25 protein-coding genes and 2 pseudogenes are annotated in these 25,881 nt (G+C 64.6%); 11 read left to right on the top strand and 16 right to left on the bottom strand.

The window, feature by feature from the left end:
• A pseudogene (locus tag JQ572_RS32045) lies at positions 1-491 on the top strand (LuxR C-terminal-related transcriptional regulator); the annotation flags it as partial.
• A gap of 50 nt (positions 492-541) precedes the next feature.
• A pseudogene (locus JQ572_RS35210) lies at positions 542-660 on the top strand (sulfite exporter TauE/SafE family protein); the annotation flags it as partial.
• Between the two features lie 597 nt (positions 661-1,257).
• On the opposite strand, the gene JQ572_RS32040 reads toward JQ572_RS35210, so the two are convergent.
• A complete protein-coding gene (locus JQ572_RS32040) occupies positions 1,258-2,814 on the bottom strand; it encodes a winged helix-turn-helix domain-containing tetratricopeptide repeat protein (protein ID WP_211386830.1) in 1,557 nt (518 codons plus the stop codon).
• Between the two features lie 108 nt (positions 2,815-2,922).
• Here JQ572_RS32040 and JQ572_RS32035 point away from each other — a divergent pair, with 108 nt between their 5' ends.
• Positions 2,923-3,384, top strand: a complete 462-nt coding sequence (locus tag JQ572_RS32035; protein ID WP_211386829.1) for a cupin domain-containing protein — start codon at positions 2,923-2,925, stop codon at positions 3,382-3,384.
• A 52-nt stretch (positions 3,385-3,436) separates the two neighbouring features.
• Here the strand turns inward: JQ572_RS32035 and JQ572_RS32030 are convergent, their stop codons facing one another.
• Positions 3,437-3,667: a DUF3551 domain-containing protein gene (locus JQ572_RS32030; RefSeq protein WP_211386828.1), complete on the bottom strand. Its 231-nt coding sequence runs from the start codon at positions 3,665-3,667 to the stop codon at positions 3,437-3,439.
• Positions 3,668-3,915: 248 nt separating this feature from the next.
• Positions 3,916-4,272 carry a hypothetical protein gene (locus JQ572_RS32025; RefSeq protein WP_211386827.1) on the bottom strand — a complete coding sequence of 119 codons (357 nt, stop codon included), beginning with the start codon at positions 4,270-4,272 and terminating at the stop codon, positions 3,916-3,918.
• A gap of 218 nt (positions 4,273-4,490) precedes the next feature.
• Here JQ572_RS32025 and JQ572_RS32020 point away from each other — a divergent pair, with 218 nt between their 5' ends.
• Together JQ572_RS32020 and JQ572_RS32015 are read left to right on the top strand one after the other, a co-directional pair.
• Positions 4,491-4,826: a hypothetical protein gene (locus JQ572_RS32020; RefSeq protein ID WP_211386826.1), complete on the top strand. Its 336-nt coding sequence runs from the start codon at positions 4,491-4,493 to the stop codon at positions 4,824-4,826.
• Between the two features lie 196 nt (positions 4,827-5,022).
• Positions 5,023-5,199, top strand: a complete 177-nt coding sequence (locus JQ572_RS32015; RefSeq protein ID WP_211386825.1) for a hypothetical protein — start codon at positions 5,023-5,025, stop codon at positions 5,197-5,199.
• Positions 5,200-5,417: 218 nt separating this feature from the next.
• Here the strand turns inward: JQ572_RS32015 and JQ572_RS32010 are convergent, their stop codons facing one another.
• The 6 genes from JQ572_RS32010 to JQ572_RS31985 all read right to left on the bottom strand — a co-directional run bounded on the left by JQ572_RS32010 (position 5,418) and on the right by JQ572_RS31985 (position 9,157).
• The gene (locus tag JQ572_RS32010) at positions 5,418-5,630 is read right to left on the bottom strand and encodes a DUF2158 domain-containing protein (RefSeq protein WP_211386824.1); all 213 of its coding nucleotides are present in this window, start codon (positions 5,628-5,630) and stop codon (positions 5,418-5,420) included.
• Between the two features lie 366 nt (positions 5,631-5,996).
• Complete coding sequence (locus tag JQ572_RS32005; protein WP_211386823.1) at positions 5,997-6,755, bottom strand: HAD family hydrolase; 759 nt, start codon at positions 6,753-6,755, stop codon at positions 5,997-5,999.
• Positions 6,746-7,633, bottom strand: coding sequence for an oxygen-dependent coproporphyrinogen oxidase (gene hemF, locus JQ572_RS32000; RefSeq protein WP_211386835.1), 888 nt, complete (start codon positions 7,631-7,633; stop codon positions 6,746-6,748). The genes JQ572_RS32005 and hemF overlap by 10 nt, the downstream gene beginning before the upstream one ends.
• 8 nt (positions 7,634-7,641) lie before the next feature.
• Positions 7,642-8,016: a 6-pyruvoyl trahydropterin synthase family protein gene (locus JQ572_RS31995; protein WP_211386834.1), complete on the bottom strand. Its 375-nt coding sequence runs from the start codon at positions 8,014-8,016 to the stop codon at positions 7,642-7,644.
• A gap of 17 nt (positions 8,017-8,033) precedes the next feature.
• On the bottom strand, positions 8,034-8,666 hold the full coding sequence (gene queE / locus JQ572_RS31990) for a 7-carboxy-7-deazaguanine synthase (RefSeq protein ID WP_211386822.1): 633 nt from the start codon (positions 8,664-8,666) through the stop codon (positions 8,034-8,036).
• Positions 8,663-9,157 carry a tRNA (cytidine(34)-2'-O)-methyltransferase gene (locus JQ572_RS31985; RefSeq protein WP_211386821.1) on the bottom strand — a complete coding sequence of 165 codons (495 nt, stop codon included), beginning with the start codon at positions 9,155-9,157 and terminating at the stop codon, positions 8,663-8,665. The genes queE and JQ572_RS31985 overlap by 4 nt, the downstream gene beginning before the upstream one ends.
• Before the next feature lie 289 nt (positions 9,158-9,446).
• On the opposite strand from JQ572_RS31985, the gene petA reads away from it, so the two are divergent.
• From petA to JQ572_RS31955, 6 genes are all read left to right on the top strand, one after another.
• Positions 9,447-9,977 (top strand): ubiquinol-cytochrome c reductase iron-sulfur subunit, encoded by a 531-nt coding sequence (gene petA, locus JQ572_RS31980; RefSeq protein WP_128924114.1) that lies wholly within the window; start codon positions 9,447-9,449, stop codon positions 9,975-9,977.
• A gap of 61 nt (positions 9,978-10,038) precedes the next feature.
• Complete coding sequence (gene fbcH, locus JQ572_RS31975) at positions 10,039-12,102, top strand: cytochrome b/c1 (protein WP_211386820.1); 2,064 nt, start codon at positions 10,039-10,041, stop codon at positions 12,100-12,102.
• Between the two features lie 149 nt (positions 12,103-12,251).
• Positions 12,252-12,926 (top strand): dienelactone hydrolase family protein, encoded by a 675-nt coding sequence (locus JQ572_RS31970; RefSeq protein ID WP_211386819.1) that lies wholly within the window; start codon positions 12,252-12,254, stop codon positions 12,924-12,926.
• A gap of 137 nt (positions 12,927-13,063) precedes the next feature.
• Positions 13,064-14,197 carry a DMP19 family protein gene (locus JQ572_RS31965; RefSeq protein WP_249129594.1) on the top strand — a complete coding sequence of 378 codons (1,134 nt, stop codon included), beginning with the start codon at positions 13,064-13,066 and terminating at the stop codon, positions 14,195-14,197.
• 250 nt (positions 14,198-14,447) lie between these two features.
• Positions 14,448-16,613, top strand: coding sequence for an anthranilate synthase component I (locus JQ572_RS31960; protein WP_211386817.1), 2,166 nt, complete (start codon positions 14,448-14,450; stop codon positions 16,611-16,613).
• Between the two features lie 9 nt (positions 16,614-16,622).
• Positions 16,623-17,162 carry an adenine phosphoribosyltransferase gene (locus JQ572_RS31955; protein ID WP_211386816.1) on the top strand — a complete coding sequence of 180 codons (540 nt, stop codon included), beginning with the start codon at positions 16,623-16,625 and terminating at the stop codon, positions 17,160-17,162.
• A 5-nt stretch (positions 17,163-17,167) separates the two neighbouring features.
• Here JQ572_RS31955 and JQ572_RS31950 read toward each other — a convergent pair whose 3' ends face one another.
• The 7 genes from JQ572_RS31950 to JQ572_RS31920 all read right to left on the bottom strand — a co-directional run bounded on the left by JQ572_RS31950 (position 17,168) and on the right by JQ572_RS31920 (position 25,694).
• Positions 17,168-17,500 (bottom strand): GIY-YIG nuclease family protein, encoded by a 333-nt coding sequence (locus JQ572_RS31950; protein WP_211386815.1) that lies wholly within the window; start codon positions 17,498-17,500, stop codon positions 17,168-17,170.
• Positions 17,501-17,582: 82 nt separating this feature from the next.
• Complete coding sequence (locus JQ572_RS31945) at positions 17,583-18,251, bottom strand: P-loop NTPase family protein (RefSeq protein WP_211386814.1); 669 nt, start codon at positions 18,249-18,251, stop codon at positions 17,583-17,585.
• A 60-nt stretch (positions 18,252-18,311) separates the two neighbouring features.
• Positions 18,312-19,064, bottom strand: a complete 753-nt coding sequence (locus JQ572_RS31940) for a P-loop NTPase family protein (RefSeq protein WP_211386813.1) — start codon at positions 19,062-19,064, stop codon at positions 18,312-18,314.
• Between the two features lie 206 nt (positions 19,065-19,270).
• Complete coding sequence (locus JQ572_RS31935; protein WP_211386812.1) at positions 19,271-20,488, bottom strand: M48 family metallopeptidase; 1,218 nt, start codon at positions 20,486-20,488, stop codon at positions 19,271-19,273.
• Positions 20,489-20,520: 32 nt separating this feature from the next.
• Complete coding sequence (locus tag JQ572_RS31930) at positions 20,521-21,081, bottom strand: LemA family protein (RefSeq protein ID WP_211386811.1); 561 nt, start codon at positions 21,079-21,081, stop codon at positions 20,521-20,523.
• A 138-nt stretch (positions 21,082-21,219) separates the two neighbouring features.
• Entirely contained in the window at positions 21,220-22,197 is a 978-nt protein-coding gene (locus JQ572_RS31925) for a small ribosomal subunit Rsm22 family protein (RefSeq protein ID WP_211386810.1), read from the bottom strand.
• A gap of 32 nt (positions 22,198-22,229) precedes the next feature.
• A complete protein-coding gene (locus tag JQ572_RS31920) occupies positions 22,230-25,694 on the bottom strand; it encodes a chromosome segregation SMC family protein (protein ID WP_211386809.1) in 3,465 nt (1,154 codons plus the stop codon).
• Between the last annotated feature and the right edge of the window lie 187 nt (positions 25,695-25,881).

Genomic DNA, 25,881 nt, shown 5'->3' with positions numbered 1-25,881 from the left:
TCGTCGAACCGGGCGTCGCAACGGCCGACAGCGCGGGCCACGGTAACTCGGAGCACGCTTCGGAGCCAGGGTCTGCACAGGCGGCAGCCATGGAGTCGACTGAAGCTGATTCCGCACCGGGCAACGGCGTCGGCAAAGGCGCCGAGAACCACGCTGCGGCTTCGGACACTGCGAGCGTGTCAGCGGCAGTGCAGACCACAGAGCCGGCCGTCGTGGAGCACGGCAATTCGGGGCACGATTTATCCTCGACCTCTGCAAACGCCGCGGATCAAGAACTGGTATTCCGCTTCGATAGCGAGGTAACTCCCTCCACTCCCGTCGCGGTAGCTGAGCCTGAAGAGCTGAATCATCCGCACGTTCCGCCCGGTCAGGAGAACCTCGAGGTCATCGTCAATATACTCCCCAATGCACTGGACGGACACGCGGCCGACCACGGCAATAGCGGTCTGCATCATGTCGTTATAGCTACGCCTCATGACTTGCTGATTTGAACTGTTGCATTGTCATTGACCGGAAATGGCAATTGTCAGTGACAATGCGCGCGTTCCTGGCAAAAGCTTTCGTCGGGCGAATGCCGGTGCATGTTCACTCCGCGATCCTCGACGTCGCCATGTCACCGGCGGGCTGGCGATAATCTCGGTGGCGGCGAGGCAACTCATCGCCTGGATGAGCCGGCTCCAATCGGAATTCGTGCCCCGGCCGCGGAGCGTCAATGCACCTGACAGATCGCCCCGAGGTCTTCTCTCGAAGGTATCGCCGACGAGATGTTGGTGATTTGCCGGCTACGGGCGTTCATGGGCTGAATACACTGTGGAGAAAGCGCTCCTTTTCGCCCGGCGCGTAACCCTGCGAAGCGCCAAAATACGGTTCACTTTGGCCTTGGTCGGGTGCGGGCCCGTAGTGTATCGGCGGCGCGGATTGTGCGTAGGCCGAACTCCAGGCGGGGTCCGAGGCGGGACGAACAACAACATGCGACCGGTGCGAATGGTGCACCGTGGCCGCGTTCGCAGCGCCCGCGAGGCTAATCAAAAGGCTCAACGCCAAAATAGAACGCATTGCTTCTTCTCCAATCGAGAGCCGCCCCCTGCCTAGATAGGAAACAGGTCACGTCGCTCCAGCGATGAGCGGGTTCACGATTGGTCACATCGTTGGCATCACGCGCGCGGGGTCCCATGCCAACCTTTGGCTGTCATCCCCTGGCTATTGGCGGATCGACCGGATTTTGCCTCCAAGCGGTCATCGCATTCCCACTTCACGTTACTCCGGGAGCCCGGCCGTCTTCAGCGCATCGCCAAGAGTTTCCGCAAGCGCCGGGGCACAGTTCACGCCCGCGAACTGGCGGCTGTAGCGAAAGGTCGGTTGAAGTTCGAGCACCCGCTCCGCGGCCGCCCTCGCTTCATCCAGCCGTCCGAGTTTGGCAAGCGCAGCGGCCAGTTGGACATAGGTGATGCTGTGTGCGGGATTGGCCTGAACGGACTTGTAGGCGGCGCGACAGGCCTCTTCGTAGCGGCCGCGCAGCAAATGACTCATCGCCTGCGCGTCGAATGCGGCGAAAGCCCACGGGTCGAACGGGCTGAGCCGCATGCCTCGCTCGCTCCACTCGATGGCGCGCTCGGGTTCTCCGCTCCATCCGAGAATGACGCTGCCGAGGATGTAGGTCAGCGCCGAGGAGGGGCTGACGGCAAGCGCGGCTTCGAATGCGGTGAAAGCCGCGTCGCGATCATGCCCATCCATGCCGATTGAAAAACCCGCAAGCGCCAGCGCAGTCGCGTCGTCCTGGCCGTGAAGGATCGCCGAACGGGCATGTCGGATCGAAGCGGCACGATTCGTCTCCCGCAAGCCGACGCGAAGGAAGAGGCAATGGTGGCACATCGCCGCGTTGCCATGTGCCAGCGCGTAGGTGGAATCGAGTTCAATGGCACGTTCGAGCAGCACGAGCGCTCGAGACACCTGCTCTGGCATCCCGGAATCGACGTCGAGCTGGGCCCGCAGAACGAGATCGTAGGCATCCAGGCTGTCGGGGCGCTTCCGCTTGACCCTGTCGATTTCGGCACGGCGCAAGCTCGGCGCAATCGCGCCCACCGCCGAGAGCGCAATCTCATCCTGGAGTGCGAAAATATCGTCGGAGCTGCGGTCGTAGCGCTCGGCCCATACATGAGCGCCGGTCGAGGCGTCGATCATCTGGCCCGTCACGCGCACGCTGCCTTCGGCCTTGCGCACGCTGCCTTCGAGAACGTAGCGCACGCCGAGCTCGCGGCCGACCTGCTTCACGTCCACGGCACGGTCCCTGTAGGTCAAGGTCGAGTTTCGCGCAATGACGAACAACCACTTGATGCGGGCCAGGCCGGTGATGATGTCTTCGACCATCCCGTCGGCGAAGTAGTCCTGCTGGGGATCGCCGCTCAAGTTCGAAAACGGCAGAACCGCGACGGACGGCTTGTCGGGCAACGTCGGTGCGTACGCCGCACGGGCGGCAGGTGACGCATCCGGACCATGGGTGGCGACGGGCGGTCCGACATAGCGATAGCCGCGGCGCGGCAGCGTTTCGATCCAGCTATCGGCCTTCTCGTCGGCGAGCACCCGGCGCAGGGCGGCGATCTGCACCGTGAGATTGTTGTCGGCAACGGCCAGTCCGCCCCAGCCGGCCTCGACCAGCGCATCCTTGGAAACCGGTACGCCCGCGTTCTCCAGCAGCAGCCGCAGCAGCGCGACGGCGCGCTGCCCGAGCATGGTGGGCCTGGCCCCATGGTAGAGAATGCCCGCCTCCGGGTCGAGGCGGAACGGGCCGAACTGGTAGAGATCCGCCGTTGCCATTCGATGCTTTTAGCAAATTTTTGGGAACTGTTTCACGACTTCCGACACAGATGGGCGATGTTGCTTCAGTGCCCGTGGGAGCACGCACCTGGACGATGGAGGAATGTCATGAGCGCCGATGCTGTCATTCGTATGCCTGACGAGAAGAAGGGCGTCATGCTCCGTGGTCATCCCATGGTTTTCCTCGTCACTGGCGAGGATACCAAATACACGAGCATGTTCGACTGGACGATCCCGGCGGGCTTCGCCACCGGGCTGCATGTTCATCGGGTGCAGGAGGAGACCTTCTATCTACTCGAGGGGGAGTGTGAGTGGCATGTTGGCGACAAGACGCTGCGCGCAAGCCCGGGGACCTATTTGTTCATCCCGCCGGGGGTCCCTCACAACATCACCAATGTCAGTGACAAACCGGCCCGCGTGCTGATGACCGTCTCCCCGCCCGGCCACGAGCACTATTTCGAACAGCTTGCGAAACTCGCGGCGCAGGGTGCGCCGGATCCAGGGGTTCTCTCCGACCTCCGCGACCGTTACGACACCGATCAGTTGTCGACTTTGACAACACGGGCGTAAGCCTTGGTCGCTTGAGTTCGGCCGTGCTCAGCGCGTCGCGGCGTTCGTGTGATCAGCGCGCCCGGGGCGGAGCCGGCGGTCTGAACCTCACGCGCGGGTTCACAGCGCAAGAGGTGTTCCACCGCCCGGATGCCGAGGCCATGCACTGTTCTCGGGTCTCATACATGCACTCGCCGGAAGCGCCGAGCTCTCCGCCAAAGACGCACCAGGGGTAGTCGCGCTCGGCGTGTGCCGCGGGAGCAAGCCCCGCCACCATGAAGACAACCAGCACGGCGATTCGCATGAGATACTCCATCATGTCAGCCGAACGGCGCCGGAAAAAGCTGGCGCCTGGAAAAGGGAGCCGGTCGCTGAATGGCTAGCGAATTGCTGCCCCAACGGCAAGCACCAATCCGGCATTGCGCGATATCGTTCCTATCGTATTGCAGAAGTTTGTCATCAGCTCCTGGGAGGTCCGAGTGACCCGAAGCGGGCATACGGCTTGCCCCGCCTTCCCGCGTCGTTCGGTTGCCGCTGCCTGTTCTATCACTGCTATTCAATCGTTGCGTTCACCGTCATGACCGATCTGCCCGAGCCGTACGGACCTTTTCCTTCGCCATATATGGCAAAGGTGTCGTTGCCCCTGTATCCGGATGTCGCCGTGTATCTGAACGTCGTTACGTTAAGCTGCCTCAGCGTCCCGTGTGCAGGCTTGCGGGAAACGCCCGAGCTATTCATCACGCCTGGAATTCGCATCGGGAAATTGCACGTTTCGCCCGTCTTGACCGCGACGTAGGCAGTCATGTCGACACCGAACGCTGATGGATGGCCTGTGACCCGGCAGTCAGAGACGGCAAAAGCCGAAACCGGCGTAAAGCTCAGCGCAGCCGCTATGACCCGCAACCACATGTGACTCTCCCGTCCGGGTGACATCGCCAGCAGTTGACTTCGAAGCGGTTGGACAACAATTGATTTGAATCAACATGCCGACCTGCGTCGGCGAAACGGTCGGAGGACGAATCGGCTTGGTTCCGCCCGTGGGCTCGTCGCGTCGGTGAAGAATTACGGCGAGAGTGCCGCGTCATTGCGGGGCGGTTGTTTCAGGGTTGCAGCCGTGAGAGCAGACGTTGTCGATCCTGATCGCGACGTCGCTGATCTATGCGCATCCGTTCAAGTTCGCCTTCTGCTTTGGTTGTCTCCTGGTTCTGGCGCTTCATCTCGATAATCAGCGCCTCTTGCTCTGCGAGTCGCCGTTCTCCTTCGACGACATCGCGCTCTATCTGGCTCAGCTCATCGTATATCGCAGTCGTGTACATCACGATCCTCGTGCGGCGGTGCCGCGCACGCTGGAGAGCATATTCCGCCCCTTGCTGGACCTCGACCAGGCCCGCGCGGTGCGGCCTTGTCCGGAGTGCGAGGCGCATGACTTTCAACTCAGCGAGCTTCTTGAACGTTCCTGTTGATGCCATTGTTTCCCGAGCTTTGATCGAGAGGCTATCTTGGTGACCGGAACTATCTTGGCACTATCTTGACGAAAGCGGCCCGCCTGACACGGCGACAGCCGTCACTGCCCCGGAACGAACCTCGTCAACCGAACGGACCCGTTGCTGACGACCTGTACAACGCGTACCGTCGCCGATGCCGATGCAAGGAACCCCAATGACTGATCGAGAAAAGATTCTAATTGCCCTGCGCGAAAAGCCTCTGAAGACTTTCGAAATCATGAAGCGTGTGAACATAAAAAATCAAGACGACTGTCAATCGCTCCTGCTGAAGATGCGTGACGACGGCGCCGTGAAGTTCGATATTCACAAGGGGCATTGGCGCGTTGCGTGACGACGTTCGCTTCGTCGCCAGCGGCCGGTGGAAATGCTTCCAGTTCCTTTCAGTGGAGAGAACGACTGGCTGTCTCCGGGCCGTATTTTCCTTCGGCGGTAACTTCCGTGGGGGGTGGCCGATGTCCGCTATCGCGCCGTTCTCGGCGGATAAGCGGACATCGCGCGTCGGAGGTAGTACTCCGTTTCGATCCAATCAGGACGCGGCGTTAGGCGTGCCTACTCCTCGTCTTCATCGTCCTCGTCTTCATCCTCGTCGTCTTCGTCCAGTTCTTCCAGTCGCTCGAGCACGGCGAGCGGCAGCGTCTCGCGAAACAAGTCGCCTTCGACGCCCATCCAGAGGCAGATGACGTCGTCGCCTTTGACGTCCGCGACGGTCAGCGGCTGGCCGCCGGATTTCAGCATGACGATATCGCCGGCTTTCAGTTCCATGGATGGTCCTTTCGGGTTGATTGACTTAAGAAGCTAGCAGGCCGGCATGACACGCCGATCACGGATCGCCGGATCAGTCGATGTGCTGCGGCAGCGCGCATCCGCCACCAGACTGCTGAAACGCCGATGATGGAGCCTCAGGCCGGGAGCGGGACCATGACGGAGACAAGGTACCTGCTCGATGGGTTGCGCAGGGGCTTTTCCGTCCCATGCGCCGCGATGATGGCATCATGCGCCTGTTTTGCCCGACGGGTCAAATGATTTCGCAAAATCCGCAATCTGCCGCGTTTGCGGCAAGCCGTTGATTTTGCAGCAGCCGGCTACTGTGCATGGGGTTGTTTTCGAAATTGTTTCTTCGCGCACCAGTTAGAGCCGGTCCGGCACCAGCTCGGTCAGCGAGCGGATGATGCGGTCGGGCTTGACGGTCGAGCCTTCGGGCAGGCCGTCGCCGTGCACGTCGATCCAGATCGAGTAGATGCCGAGGCGCTGCGGCGTCACGACCTCCCACTCCAGATTGTCGCCGATCATCCAGGTGTCCTGGGCGGTGACGCCGAGCGCCTCCATCGCGTGCAGATAGGCGCGCTCCTCGGGCTTGCCGAAACCGTGCTCGCCCTCGATCTGGATGTGATGGAAGCGGTGCGCCAGCTCGAAGCGCTCGACCTTGGCGCGCTGGGTGTCGGCGGCGCCGTTGGTCACCAGCGCGAGCTTGATGCCGAGCGCCTTCAATTGGTCGATCGCCTCATGCGCGCCGGGGAAGACGAACATCTCCTCCTCACGATAGGTGGTGAAGCGGTCGGCGAGGCGAATGGCGAGGTCGTCGGGCAGGGCGCGGTGGCCGGCCGCCGCGAGCGCGGCGAAGCCGCCCTTGACGGTGATGTGCCGGGCCTCGGCAAGCTTCAGCCGCCACGCGGCTTCCGCATTGGCCCAGAAGTTTCGCGCGAAGGCCAGCACCGCGGTGGCGACCTGATGCGGCGGCAGCGGCGCGAGCTCCTCGGCGAACTCGGCCGTGATCGTATTCCACGCGATCTCGGGCCGGCCATAGGCCGACAGGATGGTGTCGTCCATGTCGATCAGCATGGCGCGCGGCAGCGGCGTCATGGCGGGCTTCATCACGGTCATGGCCATTTCACCTCCGGCGGCAGCGACGACAGGATCGAATCGACATTGCCGCCGGTCTTGAGCCCGAAGATGGTGCCGCGGTCGTAGAGCAGGTTGAATTCGACATAGCGTCCGCGCCGGACCAGTTGCTCCTCGCGGTCATCAGCGGTCCAGGCGCTCGCGAAATTGCGCCGCACGATCTCGGGGTAGATATTCCGGAAAGCACGGCCGACGTCCTGGGTGAAAGCGAGGTCGGCGTCCCAGTCGCCGCTGTCGTGCCAGTCGTAGAAGATGCCGCCGATGCCGCGCGCCTCTTTGCGGTGCGGCAGATGGAAATACTCGTCGCACCATTTTTTGTACTTGTCGTAATCGGCGATGCCGTTCGGTTGCGCGCAGGCCTGTTTCATCGCGGCATGGAAGGCGATGCTGTCGGCGTCGTCCTGCGTGCGCCGGCGGTCGAGCACCGGCGTCAGATCGGCGCCGCCGCCGAACCATGCTTTCGTGGTGACGACGAAGCGCGTGTTCATGTGCACGGCGGGGACGTGCGGATTGCGCAAGTGGGCGATCAGTGAGATGCCGGAGGCCCAGAACCTCGGGTCTTCCGCCGCGCCCGGAATCTGCGCGCGAAACTCGGGCGCGAACTCGCCGTGCACCGTCGAGCAATGCACGCCGACCTTCTCGAACAGGCGGCCATGCATCATCGACATCACGCCGCCGCCGCCGGCCGCGCCGGTGTGATCGGTGCGCTGCCAGGGTGTCCGCAGGAAACGGCCGGCCTTGCCCGGATAAAGGCTTTGCGGCGCGTCATCCTCCAGCCGCTCGAAGCTCGCGCAGATGTCGTCGCGCAAGGCTTCGAACCATGTTCGTGCGCGGCTCTTGCGGTCTTCGATCAAATTGGGGTCCATTGCAGATGTCATCGCGTCAACCCTTGCGGACCGTAATAGCTGCAGCTCTCGTTGCAACTGTCGCGATGGATGCTGACTCGGGTGAGCTTGCCGATATGGGCCAGCCGCTCCCAGACGAAGCGCGACAGATTCTCCAGCGTCGGCGTGCCCAGCGCCTCGATCTTGTTGAGGTACTTGTGGTCGAGCGTCAGCCTGACGTCCTCGATCGCGCGCTGGACGAGACCGAGATCGACCACCATCCCGGTTTTGGGATCGGGCGTGCCGCGCACCGTCACCTCGGCGCGGAAGGAGTGGCCGTGGATCTCTTCGCTGGCGGCGCCGAACGTCGTTCCCGACAGTGAGTGCGCCGCCTCGAAGCGGAACGATTTCGTCAATTCCCACATCTGTTCGAAAACCAATCCTATCTGATGCCGAGCGATTTATGCGTCTGCACGCTCAGCCGCCATTGCGGATGATTGAGGCAGTAATCGATCGCGCGCGCGGTGTTCTCGGTGACCTCCGGTCCGTCCATCGGCTGCAGCGAGAAGCGCTCGAAGGCGAGATCCTCGAAAGTCTCCGGCGCGGCGAGGGCCTGCGGATAGACCAGCTTCAGCTCGTGGCCGCGCCGGATCACCAGATCGCTGCCGCCCTTGGGGCTGACGCAGATCCAGTCGAGCCCCGCGGGCGGGGCGATCGTGCCATTGGTCTCGACGCCGATCTCGAAGCCATTGGCGTGGAGTGCGTCGATCAGCGCGTCGTCGACCTGGAGCAGCGGCTCGCCGCCGGTGAGCACCACGTAGCGGTTGGCGGTGGAGGCCGTCCATTGCGCGGCGATGGTGTCGGCAAGTTCCACGGCCGAGGCATAGCGCCCGCCGAGCGTTCCGTCGGTGCCGACGAAATCCGTATCGCAGAATTTGCAGGTGGCATCCATACGGTCGGCCTCGCGCCCGCTCCAGAGATTGCAGCCGGCAAAACGGCAAAACACGGACGCGCGCCCGGCATGGGCGCCTTCGCCTTGCAGGGTCAGGAAGATTTCCTTGACCGCGTAACTCAACCGTCTCTCCTCAATCCTGTGGGCCCTTCCTGTGGGCCCTTGGGGTTCCGGAGCTGCCGCAGCGCTTCGCCGGCGGCCATGGCCGCGGACATGGCGACATTGAGCGACCGCAGCCCGGCCGTGATCGGGATCACCAGCCGCGCATCGGCGGCCTCGACCACCGCGTCGGTGACGCCGACGCTCTCGCGCCCGAATAGCAGGATGTCCGCCGTCTGGTAACGGAAATCGCGATAGTCGGTGGCCCCTTTGGTGGTGAACAGCAGCAGGCGGCAGCCCTGGGCCGCGCGCCACGCCTCGAATTTCGACCAGGAGTCGTGGCGGGTGATGCTGACCTGATCGAGGTAATCCATTCCCGCCCGGCGGAAATGCCGGTCGGAGACCGGGAAGCCTGCCGGTTCGATGATATGGGCGGCCACGCCCAGACAGGCGCAGAGCCTGAGAATCGTGCCGGTGTTCTGGGGGATGTCGGGTTGGAAAAGCGCTATCTGCATGGGCTGTGCTTAGGCTGTATCGGGGGCGGTGCGGGCCGGAAATGTCTCAATAAAACATCGCTAGCGCGGGAATTCGTGCATTGCACGCTTCCCCGCCGTTAGCGGGCTTGCGCTCGCCCGGCAAGGGTGCCAATAGAACGATTCTGGACTGCTGTTTTCGCCTTGTTTTGGTGGGGACGAGTGAAGTTCTGCCGCCGCGGGGGGCCGCGGGCGCCGGCAGGCTGTTCTGGGGACCTTGGGGGCTCCTGGGGCGGTTCCGCCGGCAGCATAAGAAGAAAGGGTTGGAATCGTGACGACAGCGTCTTCGGCGGACCATCCGACACGCCGTGATTTCTTATTCGTTGCAACGGGGGCGGCTGCAGCAGTAGGGGGCGCAGCTGCGCTCTGGCCCTTCATCTCCCAGATGAATCCTGATGCGTCGACCATCGCCGCCGGTGCGCCGATCGAGGTCGATCTCAGCCCGGTCGCCGAGGGACAGGACATCAAGGTGTTCTGGCGCGGCAAGCCGATCTACATCAGCCACCGCACCAAGAAGCAGATCGACGAGGCGCGCGCCGTCAACGTGGCGAGCCTGCCCGATCCGCAGACCGACGAGGCTCGGGTCAAGTCCGGCCATGAGCAATGGCTGGTCGTGATCGGCATCTGCACCCATCTCGGCTGCATCCCGATCGCTCATGAGGGCAATTACGACGGGTTCTTCTGCCCCTGTCATGGTTCGCAGTACGATTCGTCCGGCCGCATCCGCCAGGGGCCCGCGCCCGCGAACCTGCCGGTGCCGCCGTACCAGTTCGTTTCCGACACCAAAATCCAGATCGGCTGAGCTTCGGACCGCCGTCCGAAGCTTCGCGCCGTCTCGCCGTACATTTCCTCAGGATCGCATCATGAGCGGACCATCCGACTACCAGCCGAGCAATCCGGCCCTGCAATGGATCGAGCGGCGTCTGCCGATCCTCGGCCTCATGCACTCCTCTTTCGTCGTCTACCCCACCCCGCGCAATCTGAACTACTGGTGGACGTTCGGCGCCATCCTCTCCTTCATGCTGGGGATGCAGATCCTGACCGGCGTGATCCTGGCGATGCACTACACGCCGCATGCCGATCTCGCCTTCAAGTCGGTCGAGCTTCTGGTCCGTGACGTCAATTACGGCTGGCTGCTGCGCAACATGCACGCCTGCGGCGCGTCGATGTTCTTCTTCGCGGTCTACGTCCACATGCTGCGCGGCCTCTATTACGGCTCCTACAAGGAGCCGCGCGAGGTGCTGTGGATCCTCGGCGTCATCATCTACCTCTTGATGATGGCGACCGGCTTCATGGGCTACGTGCTGCCGTGGGGCCAGATGAGCTTCTGGGGCGCCACCGTCATCACCAACCTGTTCTCCGCCATTCCCTATGTCGGCGAGAGCATCGTGACGCTGCTGTGGGGCGGCTATTCGGTCGGCAATCCGACGCTGAACCGCTTCTTCTCGCTGCACTATCTGCTGCCGTTCCTGATCGCGGGCGTTGTCGTGCTGCACGTCTGGGCGCTGCATGTCGCCGGCCAGAACAATCCTGACGGCGTCGAGCCGAAGACGGAAAAGGACACGGTCCCGTTCACGCCCCACGCGACCATCAAGGACGGCTTCGGCGTCGCCTGCTTCCTGCTGCTCTATGCCTGGTTCATCTTCTACATGCCGAACTATCTCGGCGACGCCGACAACTACATTCCGGCGAACCCGGGGGTGACGCCGCCGCACATCGTGCCGGAATGGTATTACCTGCCATTCTACGCGATCCTGCGCTCGATCCCGAACAAGCTCGCGGGCGTGATCGGGATGTTCTCGGCGATCATCATCCTGTGCTTCCTGCCCTGGCTCGATGCCGCCAAGACCAAATCGTCGAAGTACCGGCCGCTGGCAAAACAGTTCTTCTGGATCTTCGTCGCGGTCTGCATCCTGCTCGGCTATCTCGGCGCGCAGCCGCCGGAAGGCATCTACGTGATCGCCGGCCGGGTCCTGACGGTCTGCTACTTCGCCTACTTCCTGATCGTGCTGCCGCTGCTCGCGCGCATCGAGAAGCCGCGGCCGGTGCCGAATTCGATCTCGGAGGCGATCCTCGCCAAGAGCGGCAAGGCGGTGGCCTCCGTCGCCATCGCGCTCGTCGCAGCCGGTGCGCTGTTCCTCGGCAGCCTGCAGGATGCGCGCGCCTCCGAAGGCAGCGACAAGCCGCCGGGCAACAAATGGTCGTTTGCCGGTCCCTTCGGCAAGTACGATCGCGGCGCATTGCAGCGCGGCCTGAAGGTCTACAAGGAAGTCTGTTCCAACTGCCACGGCCTGTCCTACGTCGCCTTCCGCAATCTCGCGGAAGCCGGCGGCCCCGGCTATTCGGTGGCGCAGGCTGCGGCCTTCGCCTCCGACTACAAGATCAAGGATGGTCCGAACGATGCCGGCGACATGTTCGAGCGCGCGGGCCGGCCGGCCGACTATTTCCCCTCGCCGTTCCCGAACGAGCAGGCCGCGCGTGCGGCGAACGGCGGCGCGGCGCCGCCGGATCTGTCGCTGATCACCAAGGCGCGGTCCTACGGCCGCGGCTTCCCGATGTTCATCTTCGACTTCTTCACCCAGTATCAGGAGCAGGGCCCGGACTACGTCTCGGCTGTGCTCCAGGGGTTTGAGGACAAGGTGCCGGAAGGCGTGACCATCCCGGAGGGCTCCTACTACAACAAGTACTTCCCGGGCCACGCCATCAAGATGCCGAAGCCGCTCAGCGACGGCCAGGTGACCTATGACGACGGCTCGCCGACCACGATCGCGCAATATTCCAAGGACGTCACCACGTTCCTGATGTGGACCGCCGAGCCGCACATGGAAGCGCGCAAGCGCATGGGCTTCCAGGTGTTCATTTTCCTGATCATCTTCGCCGGCCTGATGTACTTCACCAAGAAGAAGGTCTGGGCCGACTCCCACTGAGGGGCCGGAGGCGAGACGAGAATGAAGAGGCCCCCGCAAGGGGGCTTTTTTGTTGCACACGCGCGTGTGTTGTCTGGCGCGATTGCCTATCGCGCTCGCAGCGGCCAAAATGCCGCCAACCGCTCCCCAGAAACTCGTCGGAGGACACCATGGGAACCGCCATCACCTTCAAGCGCCCGGACGGCAAGGACGCCTCGGGCTATCTTGCCAACGCCGCGCGCGGCAATGCGCCGGGCGTGGTCGTGATCCAGGAATGGTGGGGCCTGTCGGACCAGATCAAGGGCCTCTGCGATCGCTTCGCGCTGGCCGGTTTCGATGCGCTCGCGCCCGATCTCTACAAGGGCAAGGTGGTGCCGTATCACGACACGGACGCGGCCGGCAAGGAAATGAACTCGCTCGACTTCATGGATGCCACCACGCAGACCGTGCGCGGCGCCACGCAATATCTGTCGCGCAACGGTGCCAAGGTCGGGCTGACAGGCTTCTGCCTCGGCGGCGCCGTCACCATCATCGGCTCGGTGCATGTGCGGGAGCTCTCGGCTGGCGTCGTGTTCTACGGCATCCCGCCGGAGCAGGCGGCCAAGCCGGCCGACGTCAAGATCCCGCTCCAGGCCCACTTCGCCAACAAGGACGATTGGTGCACGCCGGAATTGGTCAACGGTTTCGAAAAGGCCATGAAGGCCGCCGGCAAGTCGCTCGAGCTGTTCCGCTATGACGCCGAGCACGCCTTCGTCAACGAGCAGCGCCAGGCCGTGCACGACCGCGAAGCCGCCGAGCTCGCCTGGGGCAGGGCGACGGAGTTTTTCCGGAAGCATCTGGGATAGGGGCTGCGGGGCGCGCGTCGGTCATCAACGCTCTTGCCGCGTCGCTATTGAAACGAGCCTGATGCAATTATAGGCTGTAGTCGGGTGGCGTGTCGCCATGGCGACTGTGGGGGTGGTTGATGATTGTAGAGGGACGCTTGACGACGGTTGTCGTGCCTCGCAAGGCGCTGGAAGCGGCTCTGGACCCCGCGGAGGCCAAATATCTGACTGGCGCTGTGGTCGACTACGTCAACGAAATTCAACGTGTCGGCGTTTACTCGGGACGTGAGCTACCGGCCGTGGCTATACAAGCCTATCACGCGGACTTTTATCTCGCTCAGGTCAACAATGGCGGTCACAGTCAGTTCATCGGCAACACGGGCATCGCGATGCTGCCGACGACATCCGGCGATGCGGTCGCTGGATTGAAGGCCATGGGAGCGAGCGCGCAACACCAGATATTGCAGGAGATGATCGCGTGGGTGGAGGCACACCCCGGCGAGGCTGCGCTACAAAACGGTTTCGAAAATCGCGCTGCGGAACTCAACGCGCTTGACACTCGCTTCTATGAGGCCGAGCGACTTAAGCCGATGACGCCACTCGCGGCCCGATGGATCGCGAACTGGCCCGAATTGCGCGCCGTAGCAAAGGAGCAATACGCCTCCGAAATCGAGCGGCTTGCGCAGCTCAATCCGCATCTGTCGCAACGCCGGATCTGGCTGGGTGTTCGCCAGATCAGCTACCAGATGACCGACCGCCTGGAGCTGACCGTCGCCGCGGCGTGTGGGGCCGTGATGCCTGACCCGGAACTCAATCTCATGATTCTTCCGGGATTCGACATGGATGTGGAGGGAGAGCCATGCAGGGCCTTCGGCGTTAAGACCAACAAGGGCTCGCGGCTATGCGTCTTTGACGAGGCGGGTGGACGACTTTATGAACTTGCCACGCGCAGTCCGCTAGTGGGCGCGCGGCTGTCAACTGTGGGGGCTGACACAATCCGGAATTTCTCGAGAATCGCCGAGCAAAACTTTGCGGCCGAAGCGATCGATCTGCTGTTGCGGAAGTCAGGTCTGGATCCGGCGGCGATGATCACGGCATTGAACGTGAGCGACGACCGGGCGGCATGGTATGCGGTCACAGGGAATACCTGCGTTTTGATTGAAACCTTGAGCGACCGCGCCAACATGATTGGATCTGACGGCAAGGCCGCGCTCATAGTGACGCGAGCCGAAATCGAACGACATGCCGCCGAGGCGGCTGTGGGGCGCGACAGCCTGCAGATCCGGGCATAATCCGCAACGCGGTCAGCGCCATTTTGGTGATCGAGGCGGTCTGGCCACCCTTGACGCCATCCCCGGGCCATGGTGAGTATCCGCCCTATGAGCACCGCCGTCCGCCCAGCCCGTCTTTGGTGGCGCACCTCCTGAGAGGTGGCCGGTGCGATTTCTTTTCCCAAAATCGTCCAAGGTCGCCCACGCAGTGCGGCGGCCTGATCGTTTGTCCTGTGTGGCGTTCCCTCGGCAAGTTTCGTAAGAGGACGACATGAACAGGACAGTCTTTGCCCTCCCGCCCAAAAGCGATTACGTGACCCGCGCCGGTCTAGCGATCACGCGCGTGGCGGAGCAATTTACCGGCGGTGCCAACAGGCTCGACGACCTCGTCAACCTGCTCGACCGCCGCCGCGGCGTGGTGCTGTCGTCGGGCACGACTGTGCCGGGTCGATACGAGAGCTTCGATCTCGGCTTTTCCGATCCGCCGCTCAAGCTCGAGACCACGGGCTTCAATTTTGCGCTGGAGGCGCTCAACGAGCGCGGGCAGGTGCTGATCGCATTCCTCGCCGACGTGTTGCGCGATCCCTGCGTGGTGATCTCCGAGAAGACTGCCACGCGCCTTGGCGGCCATATCATCCGGGGCGACGCGCCGATCGAAGAGGACCAGCGCACGCGGCGCGCCAGCGTGATGTCGCTGGTGCGCGATCTCGTCGCCGCCTTCTCCGCCAATGACGACGGGCTGCTCGGCCTGTTCGGCGCCTTCGCCTACGACCTCGTGTTCCAGATCGAGGACCTCGTGCAGAAGCGCGCGCGTGAGAGCGACCAGCGCGACATCGTGCTCTACGTTCCTGATCGCCTGCTCGCCTATGACCGCGCCACCGGCCGCGGCGTCGTGCTCACCTACGATTTCGCCTGGAAGGGCAAATCCACCGCAGGCCTGCCGCACGAGACCGCGGAGAGCCCGTACCTCAAGACGCCGCGTCAAGGCTTTGCCGATCACGCGCCCGGCGAATATCAGGCCACCGTCGAGACCGCGCGCGCGGCTTTTGCCCGCGGCGACCTGTTCGAGGCGGTGCCGGGCCAGCTCTTCGCCGAGCCCTGCGACCGCTCGCCGGCCGAAGTGTTCCAGCGGCTCTGCGTCATCAACCCCTCGCCCTACGGCGCGCTGATGAATCTCGGCGACGGCGAGTTTCTCGTCTCGGCGTCGCCCGAAATGTTCGTGCGCTCCGACGGACGCCGCGTCGAGACCTGCCCGATCTCGGGCACGATCGCGCGCGGCACCGATGCGATCGGCGATGCCGAGCAGATCCGCCAGCTCCTGAACTCGGAGAAGGACGAGTTCGAGCTCAACATGTGCACCGACGTCGACCGCAACGACAAGGCGCGCGTCTGCGTTCCCGGCACGATCAAGGTGCTGGCGCGGCGGCAGATCGAGACCTATTCAAAGCTGTTCCACACAGTCGATCATGTCGAGGGCATGCTGCGCCCCGGCTTCGACGCGCTCGATGCGTTCCTCACCCATGCCTGGGCCGTCACCGTCACGGGCGCACCCAAACTCTGGGCGATGCAGTTCGTCGAGGATCACGAGCGTTCGCCGCGGCGCTGGTATGCCGGCGCGATCGGCGCGGTGAATTTCGACGGCAGCATCAACACCGGCCTCACCATCCGCACCATCCGCATGAAGGACGGTCTGGCCGAAGTGCGGGTCGGTGCGACCTGCCTGTTCGATTCCGATCCGGCGGCGGAGGACCGCGAATGCCAGGTCAAGGCGGCGGCCCTGTTCCAGGCGCTGCGCGGCGATCCGCCGAAGCCGCTGTCGGCCTTTGCACCCGATGCGACCGGAAGCGGCAAGCGAGTGCTGCTGATCGATCATGACGACAGTTTTGTGCACATGCTGGCGGATTATTTCCGCCAGGTCGGTGCCGACGTCACTGTGGTCCGCCATGTGCATGCGCTCGACATGCTCAAGCGAAAGACGTGGGATTTGCTGGTGCTGTCACCCGGACCCGGACGCCCTGAGGACTTTGGGATCAAGAAGACGATCGATGCCGCGCTGGAAAACAAGCTGCCGGTGTTCGGTGTCTGCCTCGGCGTGCAGGCGATCGGCGAATATTTCGGCGGCGAGCTCGGCCAGCTCACGCATCCCGCCCACGGCCGGCCCTCGCGGGTGCAGGTCCGCGGCGGGCGGCTGATGCGCAATCTGCCGAACGAGATCGTCATCGGCCGCTATCACTCGCTCTTTGTCGAGCGCGACAGCATGCCCGACGTGCTGAACGTGACGGCCAGCACCGAGGACGGCGTCGCCATGGCGCTGGAGCACAAGACCCTGCCGGTCGCCGGCGTGCAATTCCACCCGGAATCGCTGATGTCGCTCAGTGGCGAGGTGGGCTTGAGGATTGTCGAGAATGCGTTCCGGCTGGACGCACGCGTTGATTGAGAGGCACCAATGACCTTTGACCACGATCTGAAGGCGAGCGTCCGTACCATTCCCGATTATCCAAAACCGGGGATCATGTTCCGCGACATCACGACCTTGCTCGCGGACGCGCGCGCGTTCCGCCGCGCGGTCGACGAGCTGGTCAATCCCTGGGCCGGCAACAAGATCGACAAGGTCGCCGGCATGGAGGCGCGCGGCTTCATCATCGGCGGCGCGGTGGCGCACCAGCTCTCGGCCGGCTTCGTGCCGATCCGCAAGAAAGGCAAGCTGCCGCACACCACCGTGCGCATCGCCTACTCGCTCGAATACGGCATCGACGAGATGGAGATGCATGTCGACGCCATTTCGCCCGGCGAGCGCGTCATCCTGGTCGACGACCTCATTGCCACCGGCGGCACTGCGGAAGGCGCGGTGAAGCTGCTGCGCCAGATCGGCGCCAATGTCGTCGCTGCCTGCTTCATCATCGACCTGCCCGAGCTCGGCGGCGCCGCCAAGCTGCGCTCCATGGACGTGCCGGTGCGCACGCTGATGACGTTCGAAGGGCACTGAGAGGTTCAGATCGCTTCGGCCTTCAGCTCGGCCCGCCAGTGCAGCGCGCGCTCCTTCAGCAGCGCGTTCCTGACATAGGCCGTCTCCTCGTCCTCCAGACGCTCGCATTCGCCAAACGTCAGTCCCGCCACGCCATGCGCGTTCCACGCGGCCTGGAGGCTGCGGCAGGTGTGGCTGCCCTGGCGCAGCGCGAACCAGATGCGGTTCTGAATCGTCTCGAGGTTCGGGGCTTGGCCGACCCAGGCCTGGCCTGAGGCCGCGCAGCGGACGACGTAGATGCCCGCAACGGTCTTGCGCTCCTTGTAGGCGGCGATCGCAGCTTTCCGGTCGATGCTCACGGTGAAGGGCCTTGCTGAGGGACGCTGATGCGCACTCAGTACGGCTTGGGACGCCAGACGTCAATATTGCCCGGGTAAATATTCAGGACCGTTGCAGGATCAGGCTGAGCTCGAGCTCGCGGAAAGCAAGGTAATTGCGCCGGGTCCACTGGTGCAGCTCGGTCGAGGCGTCCTTCTCCTGGCGCAGATAGCCGGTGAAGGAAAAGTTGAGCCGGTCGACATAGGTCTTCAGGAAGCCGGGCAGCGCTGGCAGGCGGAATACCCGCCCGGTAGCCATCGCGACCGGCAGCTCGCCGCGCACGATGTACTCATTGTCCACGGTGATCAGGTTCATCCGCGGGATCTGGTCGCGCAGCATCTCGTGGGCGCGGGCCGAGACGCGGTCGGTGTCGGCAACGAACAGGATCATCGGCGCGACATGGCGGCGCGCGGCCTCCTTCAACAGGCCGATCTCGCCGGCCATCTTGAAGAACTCGTCGAAGGCGTGGAAGCCGAGGTCGATCACCTTGGCAAGGCCGTCATCGACGATGACGCGGTCCATCAGCTGCATCTTGCCGTAGGTGTCGATCACGTCGGCGGTTTCCGTGATCTTCGGCAGATAGTCGAGCAGTGACGGCTCCTTCAGGTTGACGTCGAAGGCCGCGACGTTGCCGTTCTTGAGCAGCAGGAATTCGGCGAGCAGCCGCGCCAGCAGGGTCTTGCCGACCTGCGGGCGGGGCGAGCAAATGATGTAGACGGGTGTCGCGGGCATCGACAGCTATATCAGGCCAACTTGCCGCCCAATCCAGCCGCATCCGCCCGGCTTGCGCAACTATTTTTCGCTGTTGCGGGAGCTGGGCTTGGATCCGACGATGTCAGTCAGGTGGATGCGGTCGAACTCGCTCCAGACGTTGGCGAGCCAGTGCCGGACATAACCGCGCAGCACGAACGAATAATTCGCGGCCTCGTCGTTGATGCCCTTGTTGGCGACGAATTTCAGGAACGGGACGGAGGACACCTCGACCTGCTCATAGGCCATTTCGTTGAGCTTGGGGATGGTCAGTTCGGTGGCGTCCTTGATGCGGTGGAAGTAGGAATTGTAGGTCGCCTGGTCCCATTGGAAGAACTGGGTGTCGTTGATGAAGTTCTTCACCAGGAAATATTTTGCGCCGGTCATGAAACCCGCAGTCTCGGCGATCTCGTCCAGCGAGGCGATCGAGGGTCCGAGAATGTGGAATACGGCAAAGGTGATCTGGCCGGCCTTGGCGGCGTCGAGGAAACCGATGTCACGCAGCGAGGCGAGCGCCGGCGAGAGCAGGCCGGCGCGGACGTCGATCACGGTGACCGACGGGCTCGTCGCGTTGAGCGTATCGAAGATCTTCATCTGATCGGCCGTCGTCGTCATGTCGACGATCTCGGTGATGTCAGGGTGGAAGCGCTTCAGGGTTCCGCGCGGCGACTCCGTGTCGAAGGCGCGGGTCGGCACGTTGTTGGCGGAAAAATAATCGAGCAAGGTGCGCGACACCGTGGTCTTGCCGACCCCGCCCTTGTCTGCGCCCACCACAACCACTGCCGGCTTTGCCATTGCTGTCCCCTAACGCGCGCCCCCGATCGCGAGGTCGCAATCGGCCGGGCCCCAAATCGATGTCCCAAGGATGTCCCAAGTCTGCTGTTGGGCGCGAACATGGCAGAAACAAGGGAGAATTCAATTCCGGAGGCCCCGGTTGCGGCAATTCCCGAGGTTTTTCCCAACCGCGGTGAAACTGTCGCGCGTGGCGGGAAATCGCCTGCTCAATGACGGCCCCAGGGACCCATGGGATTGTCCACCGGATTACCGCCCGCGGTTCCGGCGGAGCTGGGTGCAGGCACGGGCGGTGGACTGGCTGAGCCGCCTGTATCGTCCCAAGGCCCTTGGCGCAGCGGCGGCGGACCGTCCTGCTCGTTGGCCTGAGCCTCAGGCTCGTCCGGCTCGTCCGCAGGCGGCGGCAGCGGACCGGGATCGTGGCCGCCGGCAAACTTGACCAGCGCATCGACCCGTGACTGCACCGAGGGGTGGGTCGCGAACAGATCGGCAAAGCCCTCGCGCGGGTTGTCGACGCACAGTTCCATGACCGCCGAGGTCGCGCCCGGCAACTCGCCGCGGTTCTCGATCTTGCGCAGCGCCGAGATCATGGCATCAGGATCTTTCGTCAGCTCGACCGAGCCTGCGTCGGCGAGGTATTCGCGCGAGCGCGACAGTGCGAGCTTCACCACCTGCGACAGCAGCCAGGCCACCACGATCAGGACGACCGCGATGATGATGACGATCACGGCGCCGCCACCTGAGCTCTTGCTGTCGCTCGACGAAGAGGACGATCGCGACGACGAGGAGGACCCCGACGACCACGAGCCGCCGGAGCTCCAGCTCAAATTCGTGAACACGCGGAAGAACAATTCGCCGAAGAAGCCGACCACGCCGGCGATGATGACGGCGACGACCATCAGCTGCACGTCGCCGTTCCTGATGTGGGTCAGCTCGTGGCCCAGCACCGCCTCGATCTCCTTGTCGTTCAGCGCATCGAGGAGACCGGTGGTGACAGTGACCGAATACTGCCGCGGGTTCAGGCCGGTCGCGAACGCGTTCAGCGCCGGGCTCTCCATGATCTTCAGCTTCGGCATGGTGATGCCGCGCGAGATGCAGAGATTTTCGAGCAGGTTGTAGAGCCGCGGCTCTTCCTGCCGGGTGACGTCGTGGCCGCCGGTCACCGCGTCGATCATCGACTGGTGGAAGAAATAGGCGATCACGACCCAGACGGCCGCTGCGATCGTCGCGAACGGCGCGGCCTTAAGCAGGTCGTAGAAGGCCCGGTTCAGATAATAAGCGACGGTCCCGTTGCCGTTGATGACGACTTCGGCGACCAGCGCACCCGCGTAGACCAGCACGTAGACCAGCGCGAACAGGCCGGCGAGCAGCAGCGTCGAACGAAACTTGTTCGAGGCGATGTGCGTGTAGAGACCATACGCGGCCATGACGCGATGCCCTGCCGGCCTATCGGCTCAACTCAGAATTTCACCTGCGGCGTCGCCTCGACCTCAGTGCGGCTGGCGCCGAGATCGAAGAAGTCCTTCCTGGTGAAGCCGAACATGCCGGCGAACAACGCGGCCGGCATCTGCTGGATGCCGGTGTTGTATTCCTGGACCGCGCTGTTGAAGAAGCGGCGGCTTGCCGCGATCTTGTTCTCGAGGTCGGAAAGCTCGCTGGCGAGCTGCTGGAAATTGGCGTTGGCCTTGAGGTCGGGATAGGCCTCCGACAGCGCGATCAGCCGGCCGAGCGCGCCGGAGAGCTGGTTCTCGGCCGCCGACACCTGCGCCGGGCCCTGCGCCGACATCGCCGAATTGCGCGCCTTGATGACGTCGTCGAGCGTGCCGCGCTCATGCGAGGCATAGCCCTTCACGGTCTCGACCAGGTTCGGGATGAGGTCGTGGCGCTGCTTGAGCTGCACGTCGATGTCGGCAAAGGCCTGGCCGACGCGCTGGCCCAGCGCCACCAGGCGGTTGTAGGCGCTGAAGGCCAAGAACACGAGTACGACGATGACGCCGAGAACGATCCAGCCGGTCGACATGGAGAACTCCTGATGGGGGAAGAAGGCGAGCCTAGCCTAGACCAAAATGGCGCAGGGCGAGAGCCCCGGCGCGGAGGGGAGGTAGGATTTGGTCGGATGGAGAGCCATCCGAGTTCAAGGCAAAAGCGGGTGACGAGGTTAACTTTCGGACAGGACGGCATCGCCCCAGCGCCAGCGTCGGGCGCTTGCATAAGCGGCCCTGTCGCGGCGCGGCACCTTCGTCGTGGCGACGCCGCCCTCGGTGCAGAGCTTCGCCGTGATCTCGGCCTTGCCGAGATCCGGCGGCGCCAGCACGCGCGACGCGCGGCTTTCGGGCGGCGTGCGGGTCAGGGCGACGTAGATGAAGCGTTCGTCCTCGAACGGCACGTCGGCGCCCTTGATCTGGCGGTGCGCCTGTGAGCGTGGCAGGCGCTGGCTGAAATGGCACCAGTCCGGCGCCGTGAGCGGGCATGGCTTTTCGTGCGGGCAGGGGGCGGCGACGAAGGCGCCGGCTGCGATCAGTTGCTGGCGGAGCGCGAGGATGCGCGCGTAGCCGGCCGGCGTGCCGGGCTCGATCACGACCAGCGCGTGGCGCGCCTTCGTCCACATCGCATCGGCGAGGCTGCGTTGATCGCCCTCGCTGAGCTCGCCGATGATATAGCTCGCAATGACGAGATCGGCTTGCGAGGCTTGGGCGAGGTTTGCGCCGGCATCGCCCGGCAGATAGCGACATTCCGCCAGACGCGTGCTGTCACGCGCGAGTTCGAGCGCAAGCCGGCTCAGGGTCGCGTTGGCGTCGAGCAGGGTGAAGTCCTGCAGCGAGGGAAACGCCTCCGCGGCGGCCCAGCTTGCGGTGCCCGGACCGGCTCCGACGTCGAGCAGTGTCTCCGGGACGAGGTCCGGCGCGATCTCGGTCAAAGCGTTCAGGCTCGCGGCCACGGCCGCGTAGGTCGCCGGCATCCGCGCAAGCGCGTAGGCGAGCGCATCGGCTTCGGACCTGATCGTGCCGGAGCCGCCGCCGGCGCGATAGGTGGTCGAGATTTTCTGCGATCGCTGTGCGGCGTCGGTGCGCGAAAAACCCTGGAGCTTGCCGTCGAGGGCGGCCTTCAGTTCAGAGGGGAGTGTGGGCGAGATCATGTCCGCCCACCGTCATTTCTGGGCCAGCCGTATCACGCTACGTTCTGGTCGAGAATGTCCACCGCCTCTGACAGGCTCACCGACACCAGCTGCGACACGCCGCGCTCGGCCATGGTGACGCCGAACAAGCGGTTCATCCGCGCCATCGTGATCGGGTTGTGGGTGATGATGACGAAGCGCGTGTCGGTCGAACTGGTCATCTCGTTGAGCAGGTTGCAGTAGCGCTCGACATTGTGGTCGTCGAGCGGCGCGTCGACTTCGTCCAGCACGCAGATCGGGGAAGGGTTGGTGAGGAACACCGCGAAGATCAGCGCCATCGCGGTCAGTGCCTGCTCGCCGCCCGAGAGCAGCGACAGCGTCTGCGGCTTCTTGCCCGGGGGCTTTGCGATGATCTCGAGACCGGCTTCCAGCGGGTCGTCGCTCTCGATCAGATGCAGCGCCGCCTCGCCGCCGCCGAACAGCTCGACGAACAGGCGCTTGAAGTGGTTGTTGACGACCTCGAACGAGGTCAGGAGCCGCTCGCGTGCTTCCTTGTTGAGGCTCTGGATGCCCTGGCGCAGTCGTTTGATGGCTTCGACGAGGTCGTCGCGCTCGGTGACGAGACCGGTGTGCTGGGTCTCGACCTCGCGCAGCTCCTCTTCGGCGCGCAGGTTCACCGCGCCCAGGCGCTCGCGATCGCGGCGCATTTTTTCGAGGTCTTCCTCGATGTCGTGCAGCGGCGGCAGCTCCGCGCCGGGCTCGATCTCGGCAAGGCCGGCCACGGCCTGCGGCTCGACTTCCAGCATGTCGCGGATCTCGCGCTCGATGTCCTCGAGCCGGCGCCTTGCGCCTTCCATGCGCTCCTCGGCGCGGGCGGTGGCCTCGCGGGAGCTGGAGAGCGCCTCGAGCGTCAGCTTGGCGACGCGATCGGTCTCCGCCATCGCGGTTTCCGCGGTGGCGAGCGCGTCGGCGGCCATGCGGCGGTCGTTCTCGGCGTATTCGATCTCGGTGATCAGCGCACTGCGCTTCTCGGCGAACACGGCGGGGGCGTTCTCGAGATCGCTGCGTTCGATCGTGAGTTCGGCAATGCGGGCCTGGATGGTGTCGATGTGCGAGGCCGCGCTCTCCTTGCGGTTCTGCCACTCGGTGCGTTCGGCGAGGATCGCCTGCACGCGGCGGTCGGCGAGCTCGGCTTCGCGCGCCAGCGCCTGCGCCTCGGCGCGGACCTGGGCGGCCATGCGCCGGTGGCCTTCGATGTCGCTGCGGACGGCGGCGAGACGGGTCTCGGTGTCCTCGCTCGACGGCAGCTCGGAGATGCCGGCTTCGGCATATTCGTAGGCGGCTTCGGCCTCGGCGCGGTCGGCGGCGAGACGGCTGTGCGCCTCCGACAGCGTGGCCTTGCGCGCGGCGCGGCGGCTGATCTCGCGCTCGGCGGTGGCATGGCGCTCGCGCGCGACGTTGAGCTCGCGCTGCGCGGCGCGCCAGGCTTCGCGGCTCGCGCCTTCGGTGCTCGCCGCCATCTGCAGCTCGGACTCGGCGTTGTCCAGCGCCTGGCGCTTGATCTGCGCGTCGATGCGGGCCTGCTCCAGCTCGTTCTCGATGTCGACGAGGCGGGCGCGCTCGGCAAGGCGCCGCGCCGCGCCGGTCGGTGCGTGAGCCGCGGCGACGAAGCCGTCCCAGCGCCAGACGTCGCCTTCGGGCGAAACCAGCCGCTGGCCGGTCTTGAGCTGCGAGACCAGCTCGGCGCCGCGCTCGCGCGGCACCACGCCGATCTGCGCCAGGCGGCGGGTCAGCTCGGCCGGGGCCTGCACGTGGCTCGCGAGCGGAACGACGCCTTCGGGCAGCTCCGGATCGCCGTCGGTGATGCCGACATTGGTCCAGCGCATCGGCGCCGACGGGTCGATCGGCGCATCGAGATCGTCGCCGAGCGCGGCACCGATCGCCTTCTCGAAGCCCTTGTCGACGGTGATGCCGTCGATGATCGGCGGCCACAGGTTCTTGGTCTCGCCGTTGACGATCTTGGAGATCGTGCGCGCCTCGGTCTCGAGCCGCTGCACGCGCTTGTCGGCCTCGACCAGCGGCGAACGCGAGGATTCCAGCGTCTGGCGCGCGGCGACGTGGGCCGCTTCGCTCGCCTGCGCCGCGGCTTCCGAAGCCGCGAGTGTCTGCTCGGCGGTCTCGACCGTCGCGGTCAGCTCGTCGAGATCGCCGAAGCCGCCGGTCTCGTCGGCAAGCTTCTGCTCTTCCGCAGTGACATTCGCGATTTCCTGGTCGAGCCGGGCGAGCTTGTCGCGGTGGGTGCGGACGTTGGCTTCGAGTTGATTGCGCTTGGCGGTGAGGTCGGCGAGCGCGGTGGTGAGCTCGGCGAACTGCTGCTCGGTTTCGGTCAGCACGGCCTCGGCTTCCGCGACACGCTCATCGACGCCGGAGCGCTTCTCGACGCGCGACTTGATTTCTTCCTTCAGCTCAGCGTCCTCGGCGTCGAGCCGCTGCAGCGCGACATCGGCGTCCATGGTCTGCTGCTGGGCGCGCGAGATGTCGCCTTCGAACTGGGCGAGGCGGCGCTCGAGCTCGGCGACGCGCTCCTTGGCGCGCTCTTCCTCGCGGTCGAGCAGCTCGCGGGCATTGGTCAGGCGCTGAAGGCCTGCCGCGGCGCGTGCTTCGGCATCGCGCAGCGCCGGCATTTCGGCGGCGCGAATGGCCTGGATGCGGGCGGCCTCGGCCTGGTGCTGGGTGCGCTCGGCCATCTCGCGGACCGCAAGATCGTGAGTCTGGCCGGATTCGTTGACGTCGGCATGGGCGCCGATCCAGCGCAGATGGAACAGGGTGGCTTCGGCCTTGCGGACCTTGGCCGCGACCTCGCGATAACGCACGGCCTGGCGGGCCTGCTTCTTCAGGCCTTCCATCTGGCCTGCGAGCTGGCCGATCACGTCCTCGACGCGGGTGAGGTTGGTTTCGGCCGCCTTGAGCCGCAGCTCGGCCTCGTGGCGGCGGGCATGCAGGCCGGCGACGCCGGCGGCGTCTTCCAGCACGCGGCGGCGCTGCTCGGGCTTGGCCTGGATGATCTCGCCGATCTTGCCCTGGTGGACGAGGGCCGGCGAGCGCGCACCGGTGGCGGCGTCCGCGAACAGGATCTGCACGTCGCGCGCGCGCACGTCGCGGCCGTTGATGCGATAAACCGAACCGGCCTCGCGCTCGATGCGGCGCGAGATTTCGAGCAGCTGGCTGTCGTTCATCGCCGCCGGCGCGGTGCGATCGGCATTGTCGATCGTCATCGTCACTTCGGCGTGGTTGCGCGCCGGACGATTGCCGGAGCCGGCGAAGATCACCGCGTCCATGTCGGCGGCGCGCAACGACTTGTACGAGGTCTCGCCCATCGCCCAGCGCAGCGCCTCGACGAGATTCGACTTGCCGCAGCCGTTGGGTCCGACCACGCCGGTCAGGCCGGGCTCGATGACGAAGTCGGTCGGCTCAACGAAGGACTTGAAGCCGTGAAGGCGCAGGCGGGTGATTTTCATAAGCACGCATCTCTGTTGGCAGGCGCGAATCCCCCTGCCGGGACAATACCATGGAAGGCAGTGTCACTCTCTGGGTGAGTCGCGCGAGGCGCCTCATGCGGCTGGACAATGGCCGCGGTGCGCCGCGAGGGCAACCGGCGAAAGCCGCTTTTCCCAAGGGATTTACGCCGGGAAAGAAACGGCTTTG

The sequence above is a fragment of the Bradyrhizobium sp. SZCCT0153 genome (genome assembly GCF_018129995.1).
GTDB lineage: Bacteria > Pseudomonadota > Alphaproteobacteria > Rhizobiales > Xanthobacteraceae > Bradyrhizobium > Bradyrhizobium japonicum_G.
Note: the sequence above shows the minus strand (reverse complement) of the source record. Positions and strands in the feature narration are given on the sequence as shown.

Excerpts from the sequence above, each read along its gene's own strand:
- JQ572_RS31940 (WP_211386813.1), bottom strand. The coding sequence starts at position 19,064 with ATGGCAAAGCCGGCAGTGGTTGTGGTGGGCGCAGACAAGGGCGGGGTC.
- JQ572_RS31995 (WP_211386834.1), bottom strand. The coding sequence starts at position 8,016 with ATGTGGGAATTGACGAAATCGTTCCGCTTCGAGGCGGCGCACTCACTG.
- JQ572_RS31945 (WP_211386814.1), bottom strand. The coding sequence starts at position 18,251 with ATGCCCGCGACACCCGTCTACATCATTTGCTCGCCCCGCCCGCAGGTC.
- JQ572_RS31970 (WP_211386819.1), top strand. The coding sequence starts at position 12,252 with ATGGGAACCGCCATCACCTTCAAGCGCCCGGACGGCAAGGACGCCTCG.
- fbcH (WP_211386820.1), top strand. The coding sequence starts at position 10,039 with ATGAGCGGACCATCCGACTACCAGCCGAGCAATCCGGCCCTGCAATGG.
- JQ572_RS31920 (WP_211386809.1), bottom strand. The coding sequence starts at position 25,694 with ATGAAAATCACCCGCCTGCGCCTTCACGGCTTCAAGTCCTTCGTTGAG.
- JQ572_RS32025 (WP_211386827.1), bottom strand. The coding sequence starts at position 4,272 with ATGTGGTTGCGGGTCATAGCGGCTGCGCTGAGCTTTACGCCGGTTTCG.
- JQ572_RS32040 (WP_211386830.1), bottom strand. The coding sequence starts at position 2,814 with ATGGCAACGGCGGATCTCTACCAGTTCGGCCCGTTCCGCCTCGACCCG.
- JQ572_RS31960 (WP_211386817.1), top strand. The coding sequence starts at position 14,448 with ATGAACAGGACAGTCTTTGCCCTCCCGCCCAAAAGCGATTACGTGACC.
- JQ572_RS32005 (WP_211386823.1), bottom strand. The coding sequence starts at position 6,755 with ATGGCCATGACCGTGATGAAGCCCGCCATGACGCCGCTGCCGCGCGCC.
- JQ572_RS32030 (WP_211386828.1), bottom strand. The coding sequence starts at position 3,667 with ATGCGAATCGCCGTGCTGGTTGTCTTCATGGTGGCGGGGCTTGCTCCC.
- JQ572_RS32010 (WP_211386824.1), bottom strand. The coding sequence starts at position 5,630 with ATGGAACTGAAAGCCGGCGATATCGTCATGCTGAAATCCGGCGGCCAG.
- JQ572_RS32015 (WP_211386825.1), top strand. The coding sequence starts at position 5,023 with ATGACTGATCGAGAAAAGATTCTAATTGCCCTGCGCGAAAAGCCTCTG.
- JQ572_RS31930 (WP_211386811.1), bottom strand. The coding sequence starts at position 21,081 with ATGTCGACCGGCTGGATCGTTCTCGGCGTCATCGTCGTACTCGTGTTC.
- JQ572_RS31955 (WP_211386816.1), top strand. The coding sequence starts at position 16,623 with ATGACCTTTGACCACGATCTGAAGGCGAGCGTCCGTACCATTCCCGAT.
- hemF (WP_211386835.1), bottom strand. The coding sequence starts at position 7,633 with ATGGACCCCAATTTGATCGAAGACCGCAAGAGCCGCGCACGAACATGG.
- JQ572_RS32035 (WP_211386829.1), top strand. The coding sequence starts at position 2,923 with ATGAGCGCCGATGCTGTCATTCGTATGCCTGACGAGAAGAAGGGCGTC.
- JQ572_RS31925 (WP_211386810.1), bottom strand. The coding sequence starts at position 22,197 with ATGATCTCGCCCACACTCCCCTCTGAACTGAAGGCCGCCCTCGACGGC.
- JQ572_RS31935 (WP_211386812.1), bottom strand. The coding sequence starts at position 20,488 with ATGGCCGCGTATGGTCTCTACACGCACATCGCCTCGAACAAGTTTCGT.
- JQ572_RS31985 (WP_211386821.1), bottom strand. The coding sequence starts at position 9,157 with ATGCAGATAGCGCTTTTCCAACCCGACATCCCCCAGAACACCGGCACG.